The 13,163-nt window shown below is 54.9% G+C and carries 7 protein-coding genes; 4 read left to right on the forward strand and 3 right to left on the reverse strand.

Translation table 11 applies throughout. The features are described from left to right. Window positions 1–135: 135 nt before the first annotated feature. The gene (gene ubiG / locus WFO70_RS01395) at window positions 136–864 is read right to left on the reverse strand and encodes a bifunctional 2-polyprenyl-6-hydroxyphenol methylase/3-demethylubiquinol 3-O-methyltransferase UbiG (protein ID WP_337014277.1); all 729 of its coding nucleotides are present in this window, start codon (window positions 862–864) and stop codon (window positions 136–138) included. A gap of 132 nt (window positions 865–996) precedes the next feature. Between ubiG and gyrA the strand changes: the two genes are divergently transcribed. After that, window positions 997–3,633, forward strand: a complete 2,637-nt coding sequence (gene gyrA / locus WFO70_RS01400) for a DNA topoisomerase (ATP-hydrolyzing) subunit A (protein ID WP_337014279.1) — start codon at window positions 997–999, stop codon at window positions 3,631–3,633. A gap of 143 nt (window positions 3,634–3,776) precedes the next feature. After that, window positions 3,777–6,623 carry a two-component system sensor histidine kinase RcsC gene (gene rcsC, locus WFO70_RS01405; RefSeq protein WP_337014281.1) on the forward strand — a complete coding sequence of 949 codons (2,847 nt, stop codon included), beginning with the start codon at window positions 3,777–3,779 and terminating at the stop codon, window positions 6,621–6,623. 109 nt (window positions 6,624–6,732) lie between these two features. Here the strand turns inward: rcsC and rcsB are convergent, their stop codons facing one another. Both rcsB and rcsD read right to left on the reverse strand, forming a co-directional pair. Further along, window positions 6,733–7,383, reverse strand: a complete 651-nt coding sequence (gene rcsB, locus WFO70_RS01410) for a response regulator transcription factor RcsB (protein WP_106995396.1) — start codon at window positions 7,381–7,383, stop codon at window positions 6,733–6,735. Window positions 7,384–7,399: 16 nt separating this feature from the next. Continuing rightward, window positions 7,400–10,072 (reverse strand): phosphotransferase RcsD, encoded by a 2,673-nt coding sequence (gene rcsD / locus WFO70_RS01415; protein ID WP_337014287.1) that lies wholly within the window; start codon window positions 10,070–10,072, stop codon window positions 7,400–7,402. 740 nt (window positions 10,073–10,812) lie between these two features. On the opposite strand from rcsD, the gene WFO70_RS01420 reads away from it, so the two are divergent. Both WFO70_RS01420 and apbE read left to right on the forward strand, forming a co-directional pair. Further along, the gene (locus WFO70_RS01420; RefSeq protein WP_337014289.1) at window positions 10,813–11,925 is read left to right on the forward strand and encodes a porin OmpC; all 1,113 of its coding nucleotides are present in this window, start codon (window positions 10,813–10,815) and stop codon (window positions 11,923–11,925) included. A 121-nt stretch (window positions 11,926–12,046) separates the two neighbouring features. Next, window positions 12,047–13,102 (forward strand): FAD:protein FMN transferase ApbE, encoded by a 1,056-nt coding sequence (apbE, locus tag WFO70_RS01425; protein ID WP_337014291.1) that lies wholly within the window; start codon window positions 12,047–12,049, stop codon window positions 13,100–13,102. The last annotated feature ends 61 nt before the right edge of the window (window positions 13,103–13,163 follow it).

A 13,163-nucleotide genomic window follows, 5' to 3' on the forward strand; every position in this document is an offset into this window, starting at 1 on the left:
TACCGTAAGGCCTGGACGTCATGTCAATAATCTAGAAAAAAAAATGAAAATTTGATCGACTGCTGATTTCTTCAACGGGTGGTCAAAAATGCGCAACAAAGGGTTGCGCATTCGTTAGAAAAAGAGTGGCTAACCTTAGTCTTTTTTTGCGGTGGTATGGAGCATGTAGTTCACGTCCACGCCCGGCGCCAGTTTGAACTTGTCGGTCAGGGGATTGTAATGCAGACCGGTCATGTGCTGCTCTTTCAGCCATGTGCCATCGACCCAGCTCAGTAATTCGGCTGGCTTGATAAATTTTTTCACGTCGTGGGTACCTTTGGGCACCATCCGCAGCACGTATTCTGCGCCGACAACCGCCATCAGCCACGCCTTGCCGTTGCGGTTGATGGTGGAGAAGAACACCTGGCCGCCCGGTTTAACCAGTTTTGCGCAGGCAGTGACCACCGATTGCGGATCGGGAACGTGCTCCAGCATCTCCATGCAGGTGACGACGTCATACTGATGCGCGTGCTTTGCGGCGTGCTCTTCAACCGTTTCCTGCACGTACTCGACCTGCACGCCGGACTCCAGCGCATGAAGGCGGGCGACCTGCAGAGGTTCAAATCCCATGTCCAGGCCCGTAACGGTTGCCCCTTCGCGCGCCATGCTCTCGGCGAGGATGCCACCTCCGCAGCCGACGTCCAGCACCTTCTTACCGAACAGACCGCCGGAGCGCTCCGCGATATAGCCCAGACGCAGGGGGTTAATGCGGTGCAGGGGTTTAAACTCACCTTCGAGATCCCACCATCGGGACGCCACCGCTTCGAATTTGGCGATCTCTTCATGGTCAACGTTGTGAGCCACCGGGGATTTTTCCGCATTCATGGACGCTTTTACTCCGTAATTTAAAGACGAGGAAGTATATCAGGATAACAAAGCAAATTAGTTTAAACCTAAGCGGGTGTGTTATAATTTCCGACCTTTGAATCCGGGATACAGTAGAGGGATAGCGGTTAGATGAGCGACCTTGCGAGAGAAATTACACCGGTTAACATCGAGGAAGAGCTGAAGAGCTCCTATCTGGATTATGCGATGTCGGTCATTGTTGGCCGTGCGCTGCCGGATGTCCGCGATGGACTTAAGCCGGTACACCGTCGCGTACTATACGCCATGAACGTATTGGGCAATGACTGGAATAAAGCCTACAAAAAATCTGCCCGTGTCGTTGGTGACGTAATCGGTAAATATCACCCGCATGGTGATACAGCAGTTTATGACACCATCGTCCGTATGGCGCAGCCATTCTCACTGCGTTACATGCTGGTTGATGGTCAGGGTAACTTCGGTTCAGTTGACGGCGACTCCGCCGCGGCGATGCGTTATACGGAAATCCGTATGTCGAAAATCGCCCATGAGCTGATGGCCGATCTGGAAAAAGAGACCGTTGATTTCGTCGATAACTACGACGGCACCGAGCGCATTCCGGATGTGATGCCAACCAAGATCCCTAACCTGCTGGTAAACGGTGCCTCCGGTATCGCCGTAGGTATGGCGACCAACATTCCGCCGCACAACATCACGGAAGTGATCAACGGCTGCCTGGCCTATATCGACGATGAAGAGATCAGCATTGAAGGGCTGATGGAACACATCCCGGGTCCGGACTTCCCGACCGCCGCCATTATTAATGGCCGTCGCGGCATTGAAGAAGCGTACCGCACCGGCCGCGGCAAGATCTATATTCGCGCCCGCGCCGAAGTGGAAGCCGACGCCAAAACCGGCCGTGAAACCATCATCGTCCACGAAATTCCGTATCAGGTGAACAAAGCGCGCCTGATCGAGAAGATTGCCGAGCTGGTTAAAGAGAAACGCATTGAAGGTATCAGTGCGCTGCGTGATGAGTCTGATAAAGACGGCATGCGCGTCGTGATTGAGATCAAACGTGACGCGGTAGGGGAAGTGGTGCTTAACAACCTCTACTCCCTGACCCAGCTTCAGGTCTCCTTCGGCATCAACATGGTTGCGCTGCACCATGGTCAGCCGAAGATCATGAACCTGAAAGATATTCTGAGCGCGTTCGTCCGTCACCGCCGTGAAGTGGTGACCCGTCGTACCATTTTCGAACTGCGTAAAGCCCGCGATCGCGCGCACATCCTTGAAGCGCTGGCGGTTGCCCTGGCGAACATCGATCCGATCATCGAGCTGATTCGTCGTGCCCCAACCCCTGCTGAAGCGAAAGCGGCGTTAGTGGCGCAGCCATGGGCGCTGGGGAATGTCTCTGCGATGCTGGAACGTGCGGGCGATGATGCTGCGCGTCCGGAGTGGCTGGAGCCCGAGTTCGGCGTGCGCGACGGTCAGTACTACCTGACCGAGCAGCAGGCTCAGGCGATTCTGGATCTGCGTCTGCAGAAACTGACCGGCCTTGAGCACGAAAAACTGCTCGACGAGTATAAAGAGCTGCTGGAACAGATTGCCGAGCTGCTGCATATCCTTGGCAGCGCCGATCGTCTGATGGAAGTGATCCGCGAAGAGCTGGAGCTGGTCCGCGATCAGTTCGGCGATGAGCGTCGCACCGAAATCACGGCCAACACCGCTGATATCAACATCGAAGACCTGATTAACCAGGAAGACGTTGTTGTGACCCTGTCTCACCAGGGCTACGTGAAGTACCAGCCGTTAACCGACTACGAAGCACAGCGTCGTGGCGGCAAAGGCAAGTCAGCGGCACGTATTAAAGAAGAAGACTTTATCGACCGCCTGCTGGTGGCCAACACCCACGACACCATCCTCTGCTTCTCCAGCCGGGGCCGTCTGTACTGGATGAAGGTTTACCAGCTGCCGGAAGCGAGCCGTGGCGCGCGTGGACGTCCTATCGTCAACCTGCTGCCGCTGGAGCAGAACGAGCGTATCACCGCTATCCTGCCGGTTCGCGAGTACGCTGAAGGCGTGAACGTCTTTATGGCGACCGCCAGCGGTACGGTGAAGAAGACCGCCCTGACCGAGTTCAGCCGTCCACGTTCTGCCGGCATTATCGCCGTCAACCTGAACGAAGGCGACGAACTGATTGGCGTGGATCTGACCTCCGGTTCCGACGAAGTGATGCTGTTCTCTGCCGCCGGTAAAGTGGTGCGCTTTAAAGAGAGCGCAGTGCGCGCCATGGGTCGTACCGCGACCGGCGTGCGCGGCATCAAACTGGCGGGCGAAGACAGCGTGGTCTCCCTGATTGTTCCGCGCGGCGAGGGCGCGATCCTGACCGTGACGCAGAACGGCTACGGTAAACGTACCGCTCAGGACGAGTATCCAACCAAGTCCCGCGGCACCCAGGGCGTTATTTCGATCAAAGTGACCGAGCGCAACGGCTCCGTTGTTGGCGCGGTCCAGGTTGATGATGCTGACCAGATCATGATGATCACCGATGCCGGTACCCTGGTGCGTACCCGCGTATCCGAGATCAGCGTGGTAGGCCGTAACACTCAGGGCGTGATTCTCATCCGTACCGCGGAAGATGAAAACGTAGTGGGGCTGCAGCGCGTCGCTGAGCCGGTGGATGACGAAGAGCTCGACTCTATCGACGGCAGCGTAGCGGAAGGTGACGATGAGATCGCACCGGAAGCGGACACCGACGACGATGCAGCGGATGACGCTGAAGAGTAACGTCTCCTGACGATAAAGGGCCGGTCTCCGGCCCTTTTCTTATGCTGGCACACGCAATTGCAGACAACCGAACATTGCGACCGCGCCCTTTTACCGCTACCTTAAGCCATTCCTTTTGACCCTGATGGCGGAGCCTCGCCCCCTTGAAATACCTCGTCTCCTTCCGAACCACGCTGAAAGTCTCTCGCTATCTATTTCGGGCGCTGGCGCTCCTGATCTGGGTGCTGATCGCCCTGTTTTCGGTGTTCTACATCGTCAACGCGCTGCACCAGAAGGAGTCGGAGATCCGTCAGGAGTTTAACCTCAGCTACGATCAGTCCCAGCGCTACATCCAGCGCACCGCCGACGTCATGAAAGAGCTCAAGTACATCGCAGAGAACCGTCTGACGGCAGAAAACGGCGTGCTGGCTAACCGCGGGCGCGACAGCAAAACTGAGGTGCCTAACTTTGAGCCGCTGTTCCCGGATTCTGACTGCTCGACGATGGGCCCGGCATGGCGGGGGTCGCTGGAGTCGCTGGCCTGGTTTATGCGCTACTGGCGCGATAACTTCTCGGCAGCCTACGATCTCAACCGCGTCTTTTTAATTGGTAGCGAAAACCTCTGTATGGCCAATTTTGGCCTGCGTGACGTGCCGGTAGATCGTGAAAATGCCATGAAAAGCCTGCACGAGCGGATCATGAAATACCGCAATGCGCCGCAGGATGAACGCGGCAACAACCTGTTCTGGATCGGTCAGGGCCCACGTCCGGGAGTGGGGTACTTCTACGCCATGACGCCGGTCTATCTGGCTAACCGCCTGCAGGCGATGCTCGGCACCGAGCAGACTATCCGCATGGAGAACTTTTTCACCCCCGGCAACCTGCCGATGGGCGTGACCATTCTTGATGAAAATGGCCATTCGCTTATCTCGCTGGTGGGGCCGGAAACCCGTCTCAAGGTTGACCCCCGCTGGATGCAGGAGCGTTCGTGGTTTGGTTATACCTCCGGTTTCCGCGAGCTGGTGCTGAAAAAGAGCCTGCCGCCATCGTCCCTGAGCATCGTCTATTCCGTGCCGGTGGACATGGTGCTGGAGCGTATCCGCATGTTGATCCTCAACTCGGTACTGCTCAACGTGCTGGTGGGGATTGCACTCTTTACCCTTGCGCGGATGTACGAGCGCAAAATCTTTATCCCGGCGGAGATCGACGCCCAGCGCCTCGAAGAGCATGAGCAGTTCAACCGCAAGATTGTCGCCTCTGCCCCGGTGGGGATCTGTATTCTGCGTACCCTGGATGGCACTAACATCCTCAGTAACGAGCTGGCGCATAACTATCTGAATATGCTGACTCACGAGGACCGCCAGCGGTTAACGCAGATCATTTGCGGGCAGCAGGTTAACTTTGTCGACGTGCTGACCAGCAACAACACCAACCTGCAGATCAGCTTTGTGCACTCGCGCTATCGCAATGAGAACGTCGCCATCTGCGTGCTGGTGGATGTCTCCGCGCGCGTCAAAATGGAAGAGTCGTTGCAGGATATGGCCCAGTCGGCAGAACAGGCCAGCCAGTCGAAATCGATGTTCCTCGCCACCGTCAGCCACGAGCTGCGCACTCCGCTGTACGGGATTATCGGTAACCTCGATCTGCTCCAGACCAAAGAGCTGCCCCGGGGCGTTGACCGCCTGGTGACGGCGATGAATAACTCCTCGAGCCTGCTGTTAAAAATCATCAGCGATATTCTCGACTTCTCCAAGATTGAGTCCGAGCAGCTGAAAATTGAACCGCGAGAATTCTCCCCGCGGGAGGTGATGAACCATATCAGCGCCAACTACCTGCCGCTGGTGGTGCGTAAGCAGCTGGGGCTGTACTGCTTTATCGAGCCGGACGTGCCGGTCTCGCTGCAGGGCGATCCGATGCGTCTGCAGCAGGTGATCTCCAACCTGCTCAGCAACGCCATTAAATTCACCGACATGGGCTGCATTGTGATGCATGTCGCCAAAGCAGGGGACTACCTGAGCATCCGCGTGCGCGACACCGGGGTGGGTATTCCGGCCAAAGAGGTGGTCAAACTCTTCGACCCGTTCTTCCAGGTGGGGACGGGGGTTCAGCGTAACTTCCAGGGCACCGGGCTGGGGCTGGCGATTTGTGAAAAACTGATCAGCATGATGGACGGCGATATCTCGGTGGATACCGAGCCGGGTATGGGTAGCCAGTTCACCATCCGCATACCTCTCTATGCGGCGCAGTCCCCGACCAACGGGCTGATAGAGGGATTGAGCGATAAACGCTGCTGGCTGGCGGTCAACAACGCCTCGCTGCATGCCTATCTGGAGTCCCTGCTGACGCCGCACGGTATTCGCGTGGCGCGCTACAGGGGGCAAACACCGGACGCGGAAGACATTCTCATCACCGACGATGAGCTGACGCAGCCGTGGCAGGGCAAAGCGGCGGTGATCTTCTGCCGTCGCCATATCGGCATCGCTCAGGAGCGCGCCCATGGCGAGTGGGTGAACAGCGTGGCTGCACCGCACGAACTCATTGCCCTGCTGGCGCGCATCTACCGTATAGAGTTGGACGCAGGCGATGGCTCGACGGCGCTGCCGTCACCGGAATCGGCGCAGTCGCTGAATGAAGACATGATGATCCTGGTGGTGGATGACCATCCAATTAACCGCCGTCTGCTGGCCGACCAGCTGGGCTCGCTGGGCTATCAGTGCAAAACCGCCAACGATGGCGTGGACGCGCTGAACGTGCTCAGTAAAAATCACATTGATATCGTTCTGAGCGACGTGAACATGCCGAACATGGATGGCTATCGCCTGACCCAGCGTATTCGCCAGCTGGGCCTGACGCTGCCGGTAGTGGGCGTCACCGCCAACGCGCTGGCAGAAGAGAAGCAGCGTTGTCTGGAGTCGGGGATGGACAGCTGTCTCTCCAAGCCGGTCACCCTGGACGTGCTGAAACAGACCCTGTCGGTGTACGCAGAGCGGGTGAGGAAGACGCGAGGATAAAAAAAAGCCCAGAAATGGGCTTTTTTATTGCCCGGCGGCGCTTCGCTTGCGCGGGCCTGCGGGCATTTTAGGCCGGGTAAGCGTCAGCTCCACCCGGCGTTTCGCACAATCAATCTTTATCAGCCGGACTCAGGGTCACGGATGAGAGATAGTTCAGCAGGGCGATATCATTTTCCACGCCCAGTTTCATCATCGCCGATTTTTTCTGGCTACTGATGGTCTTGATGCTGCGGTTCAGCTTCTTGGCAATTTCCGTTACCAGGAAACCTTCTGCGAACAGACGCAACACTTCGCTCTCTTTCGGTGACAGGCGTTTGTCACCGTAACCGCCAGCGCTGATTTTTTCCAGCAGACGGGAGACGCTTTCCGGGGTGAATTTCTTCCCTTTCTGCAGCGCAGCCAGCGCTTTAGGCAGATCGGTAGGTGCGCCCTGTTTCAGGACAATCCCTTCGATATCGAGATCCAGAACGGCACTTAAGATGGCCGGGTTATTGTTCATGGTCAGCACGATGATCGAAATGCTTGGGAAGTGACGCTTGATGTATTTGATCAGCGTGATCCCGTCACCGTATTTATCTCCAGGCATGGAAAGGTCGGTGATGAGCACGTGCGCATCAAGTTTTGGCAGGTTATTAATCAGTGCTGTGGAATCTTCAAATTCGCCGACTACATTCACCCACTCGATCTGTTCAAGTGATTTGCGAATACCGAACAGTACAATCGGATGGTCATCGGCAATAATTACGTTCATATTGTTCATGTATAGGGCTACCTTGCTACAGCAAGCTTTTGACATAGTCGTCAATGTCGCTGATGTATTTTTCTATGCTGGCGGCATCTTTCTCACGAATAAGATGTTCCAGCGTTTCACATAATTGCTTGCCTGGAACCAGATTAAGCATGGCAAACACCCCTTTGAGCCGGTGTGCTGTCTGAGCCAGCGCTGCGAAGTCGTTCGCGGCGGCTTCAGTATACAACCTCTTAACATCATCTGGTACTGTGTCTACGAAGAGAGAATAATAGCCGCTGGCCTGCAGTTCGGCATTTTCATTGCCGCCCAGTGGGGATTCCGGGACCGTTTCCTGCGCCAGTTGCTCCTCTATTAGTTGTAGTACAGCTTCCTGCATCGCATTGCTCATATTAAAGTTGACGCGCACCTGGCCGGGGCCAATTTTTCGCACGCCTGGCTCATCATCGCTTAAAAGCAAGCCCGAGGCAGTAAGATTAGACGGATTATCCGTTAAAAAGAGATCATATTCTTGACTTGCCAGCCTTTCGTCCGGGGAGATACAGGTTGCTCCCCAGTTTTCGAGCTGGCGCACCACAATACTGCGGATCTCATTTGACGTTACATCCACCATGATCACCACTTCGTCCAGCAGGCCCTCATCGTCCTCGGTTTCCTGCGGGGTGGCTGGCATTTTTACATGCAATGAATAACGGGTGCCCAGCGATTCACGGGCTTTAATATTCAGGTGACCGCCAAGCTTACGCGCCAGCTGATCGCAGAGCCAGAAGGTGAGGGCGTTGGCTTTGCCGTAATTGTCACCCTGGGTATCGTTGAGGAACGGGAAGTGCAGATTATCGATTTCACTGGCTGTAACCCCTTCACCGGTATCAAGGATACGGAAGGTGAGGCGATCTTCAGCCGATTCATCGCTGCTGACTTCGAGCGTAATTTTGCCGATCTGGGTGGTGGTGACCGCGTACTGGATCAGCATCAGCAGAATGCGACGCAGCGCGTCACGGTCGCCGTGGCGCTCATCATTGGCCCGCAGAGGGTTGTTGATCAGCAGCTGCAGCCCTTTACGTTTGATAACCGGCAGCACTTCCGGCACCACCTCATCGATCAGATCCTGAATTGAGAACTGGGTTGTGGTGCTCTTCCAGCTGTCGTTTTCCAGCATATTGGCGAGCTGGATCTCATCTACCAGCCGCACCAGCGTATCGGCATGACCCGACAGTTGCAGGCTTTCCGGGCTGGTTAACTGAGCGGCTTCGCTGGCCAGCGCCTTCAGCGGCAGTTTGAAAGCATCGCCAATATTCTGCATAAAGGCCGCCCGGCCCTGCTGGTTCTTCTCATACAGCCTTTGCGCCTGTTTGAGCTTTTTATTGACCATCACCTCGCGATCCTGATCGCGAATGATAAAGATCTGCGTGCGCGATGCCACCTGGCTGCGGAACTGGCGGATCTCGTAGAGCTCATTATTAATGGTGGCCTGAATCACGCCCTGATGCTGATCGGCCATGCTGGTGATGTTTTGCAGGTTGAGGTGCGGCAGCAGGTGATCGGCGATTTTGTTGCTGATCACCGTGCGGTTGGCCTCCTGGTCGTGCACCAGCAGGCCGAGCGGCAGCACCGAGACAATCTCTTCATTGAGGGCGCGCAGAACGCGCAGTTCGTTGTTGGTGCCGGCGGCAACCGGGGCATCGCTCTGGCGGCCCGGCTGCGAGCGGAAGGTGCTGTAGCCAAACAGCGCCAGCGCCAGCAGACCGATATTAAGCAGCAGCGGCAGCAGGATGTTTTGCAGGGTGTCCAGCAGCAGCGTACCGAAAGGCACCTGCCAGACCAGACGCATGCCGGTAGTGTTCAGCGAGGAGGCAATCTCGATTTTCGAGCCATTAAAGGAGATAGAGACGCTTTCCGGGCTCTCTTTGTCCGTCGGCGCACGCAGGTTTTGACCCGAGGTGTCCTGCTCCAGGCGGAAGCTCTCGAGCGGCATGTCCGGTGGGATCAGATCGTTGATCGGCAGATCGAAGGCCACCACCGTCGCCAGATGGCCTGGCTGATTGAAGGTCGTGCGCAGGGTAAAATAGTAGCCATTTTGCCAGGCCAGGCGGCGCAGGGAAGAGAAGCTTTCGCGCTCATCCAGCGCATTGGCCTGCTGCAACATCTCCGCGCGGCGGGAATCCACCACGGTGCCCACGGAGGACTCTTTAAAACCGGAGGAGAGATCTTTCAGCGGCAGGGTGGAGATCAGGATCATGCTGTTGTCCTGACCGTTGAGATAGTACATCGACCAGGGAACGGTCTCCGCGCCCCACAGCGTATCGAGATAGGTCGACATTCGCTGGGTCATATCCAGCGTGGCGCTGTCGTGCGAACCAAAAATCAGGGCTTCTGTTTTGCGGCGCGTTTTCTCGAGATAGTAGACATCCTGCTTCAGGCGCGTCTCCTGCAGCCCTTCGGCAGAAGCGGTCGTTGGCGTGGCGGCGATGTTGTCGTATATCTGCCAGGTCGCGTAGCGCCAGGTGTCGATGCGTTTATGCAGGGCGTGGCTGATATCAACAATCTGATAGCTTCTGTCTTTTAACCAGGTGTTCACCGCGCTTTGCACCATTACGCCCATGGTTACCAAAAGCACAACGATCAATAGAAGAAAGTAACGGGTAATACTGCCCGGAAGCAGGGAAAATTTGTTCGCGGCTGTGGTTTCAGACTGACTCATTGATGTGGTTAACCCGTTATGGCTGCGCTTCAGGCGAATAGGGCAGTATAAAGCGTAATAATCGAATTTCCAGCCTCACGCCACTTCCGGGACTGACTTTTTCATCCTGTTGCGCAAGTCGAAATGGATTGTCTTAAATCTGTACGCTTAAAGCATTATTGTACAAATAACTAACAATACAGTGAAAAAATAGCACGAATAAACAAGAAATTGAATTACCCATTAACTTTTCGGGACTAAAAATAGCAGGCTAAGATTTAATTAATAGTCGTTATAGTTTCGGGTGGGTAGCACAAATATTCTGGATTTGCGTAAAGAAAGGTAAAAAAAAACCGAATGCGTTGCACTCGGTTCAATTCGGGATAAACAGACATTCAAATTTGAATGACGGTAATAAATAAAGTTAATGATGATAGCGAGAGATATTTTAGTAGCCGGGTGACTTTTTGTTTTGGCAATCAGTGCTATAATTTATTTTTTCTTAAGTTGTTGATTTTGCTTAATTATATTAAGTTTTTGATTTTTGGTGCTTTATTTTTTAACTAAATGTGCGGCAAAAAAGTTCCCTGAAATTTACAAAATGAAACATCTATACGGCAATATGAAACATCTTAAAAGTTTTCGTATCATATTCTTGTTGGATTATTCTGTATTTTTGCGGAGAATGAACTTGCCGACTGGTTAAGAGGGTTAATCAGTAAGCAGTGGTAATAAAAGACATATAACAGAGGGTTAAAATAATGAAAGTTAAAGTACTGTCCCTCCTGGTACCAGCACTGCTGGTAGCAGGCGCAGCAAATGCGGCTGAAATTTACAACAAAGACGGCAACAAATTAGATCTCTACGGCAAAGTAGACGGTCTGCACTATTTCTCTGATGACGACGGCGCTGATGGCGATCAGACCTACATGCGTCTCGGCTTTAAAGGCGAAACTCAGGTTAACGACCAGATCACTGGCTACGGTCAGTGGGAATACCAGATTCAGGGCAACACCACCGAGAGCGACAACCAGTCCTGGACGCGTGTGGCCTTCGCGGGTCTGAAGTTCGCTGAAGCAGGTTCTTTCGACTACGGTCGTAACTACGGCGTGATCTACGACGTGACCTCCTGGACCGACGTTCTGCCAGAATTCGGCGGCGACACCTACGGTTCTGATAACTTCCTGCAATCCCGTGGTAACGGCGTTGCAACCTACCGTAACCAGGACTTCTTCGGTCTGGTTGATGGCCTGAACTTTGCTCTGCAGTATCAGGGTAAAAACGGTAGCGTCAGCGGTGAAAACGACACCGGTCGTAGCCTGCTGAAACAGAACGGTGACGGCTTCGGCGGCTCCCTGACCTATGATCTGGGCGAAGGCTTCAGCATTGGTGCAGCAGCAGCGTCTTCCAAACGTACCGCAGACCAGAACGGCCCACGCGTTTACGGTCGTGGTGACCACGCTGAAGTATACAGCGGTGGCCTGAAATATGACGCAAACAACCTGTATCTGGCAGCGCAGTACACCCAGACTTACAACGCGACCCGTTTCGGTAACTCTCAGTCCAGCAGCGACAACGCGGTTTATGGCTTTGCTAACAAAGCACAGAACTTCGAAGTGGTTGCACAGTACCAGTTCGACTTCGGTCTGCGTCCATCCGTGGCTTACCTGCAGTCCAAAGGTAAGGACATCGAAGGTAACGGCGACCAGGATCTGCTGAAATATGTTGATGTTGGCGCGACTTACTACTTCAACAAAAACATGTCCACCTATGTTGATTACAAAATCAACCTGCTGGATGAAAATGCCTTCACCGACCGTGCAGGCATCAGCACTGATGACATCGTAGCCCTGGGTCTGGTTTACCAGTTCTAAGTCTTACGCAGTCGTGCAAGAAGGGGCCAATTGGCCCCTTTTTTTGGTCTGACTATCAGGCCCTTACAAAGCCTGCTTTTTAGTGTACTCTTGCCGGTCTCAGGCTTGAGGATAATAACGAATGGAAATTACTTTTCTGCGCGCCGGCTTTCTGGCGACACTGTTTATGCTGTCTGCGTGCGATGCACCCACCCCTGCGGAAAAAAGCGAAACCGCTGCCGCGACGGTGCTGGAAGGCAAAACCATGGGTACCTTCTGGCGCGTTAGCGTGATTGATCTTTCGGCTGCCCGGGCAGAAGAGCTGCGCGGGAAGATCCAGTCCCAGCTGGATGGCGACGACCAGCTGATGTCCACCTATAAAAACGACTCGGCCCTGATGCGCTTTAACCAGTCCCAGAGCACCTCACCCTGGCCGGTGAGTGAAGCCATGGCAGATATTGTCACCGAGGCGCTGCGGGTGGGTTATAAAACCCAGGGCGCAATGGATATCACCGTCGGTCCGCTGGTTAACCTGTGGGGCTTTGGCCCGAACAAGCAGCCGGTGAAAACCCCCGATCAGGCGCAGATCGACGATGCCCGGGCGCAAACGGGCCTGCAGCATCTGACGGTCATCAACCAGTCCGGTCAGCAATACCTCGAAAAAGATATCCCCGATCTGTTTGTCGATCTCTCTACGGTCGGGGAGGGCTATGCCGCCGATCACCTGGCCCAACTGATGGCCGAGGAGGGGATCTCGCGCTATCTGGTATCGGTGGGCGGGGCGCTGGTCAGCCGCGGCATGAACGCCAGCGATAAGCCCTGGCGCGTGGCGATCCAGAAACCGACCGATCGGCAAAACGCCGTTCAGGCCATTGTCGATATTAACGGGCACGGCATCAGCACCTCCGGCAGCTACCGTAACTATTACGAGCTGGATGGAAAACGCATCTCCCATGTGATCGACCCCCAGACCGGGCGTCCGATTACGCATAATCTGGTGTCGGTGACGGTGATCGCTCCTACGGCGCTGGAAGCCGATGCCTGGGATACCGGCCTGATGGTGCTGGGGACCGAGAAAGCGAAAGAGATCGTGCGCGAGCAGGGTCTGGCGGTCTATATGATCATACGCGAAGGAGAGGAGTTCAAAACCTGGATGTCCCCGCAGTTCTCCAGCTTCCTCGTCAACGGGGCAAATTAAAAAGCAAGGTTGCGGGTTTTTGTCGGGTGGCGTTCAGGCAGGCTAGGGGTATGCTTATAGA

It is taken from the genome of Leclercia sp. AS011 (assembly GCF_037152535.1).
GTDB lineage: Bacteria > Pseudomonadota > Gammaproteobacteria > Enterobacterales > Enterobacteriaceae > Enterobacter.

Excerpts from the sequence above, each read along its gene's own strand:
- ubiG (WP_337014277.1), bottom strand. The coding sequence starts at position 864 with ATGAATGCGGAAAAATCCCCGGTGGCTCACAACGTTGACCATGAAGAG.
- gyrA (WP_337014279.1), top strand. The coding sequence starts at position 997 with ATGAGCGACCTTGCGAGAGAAATTACACCGGTTAACATCGAGGAAGAG.
- rcsB (WP_106995396.1), bottom strand. The coding sequence starts at position 7,383 with ATGAACAATATGAACGTAATTATTGCCGATGACCATCCGATTGTACTG.
- rcsD (WP_337014287.1), bottom strand. The coding sequence starts at position 10,072 with ATGAGTCAGTCTGAAACCACAGCCGCGAACAAATTTTCCCTGCTTCCG.
- WFO70_RS01420 (WP_337014289.1), top strand. The coding sequence starts at position 10,813 with ATGAAAGTTAAAGTACTGTCCCTCCTGGTACCAGCACTGCTGGTAGCA.
- apbE (WP_337014291.1), top strand. The coding sequence starts at position 12,047 with ATGGAAATTACTTTTCTGCGCGCCGGCTTTCTGGCGACACTGTTTATG.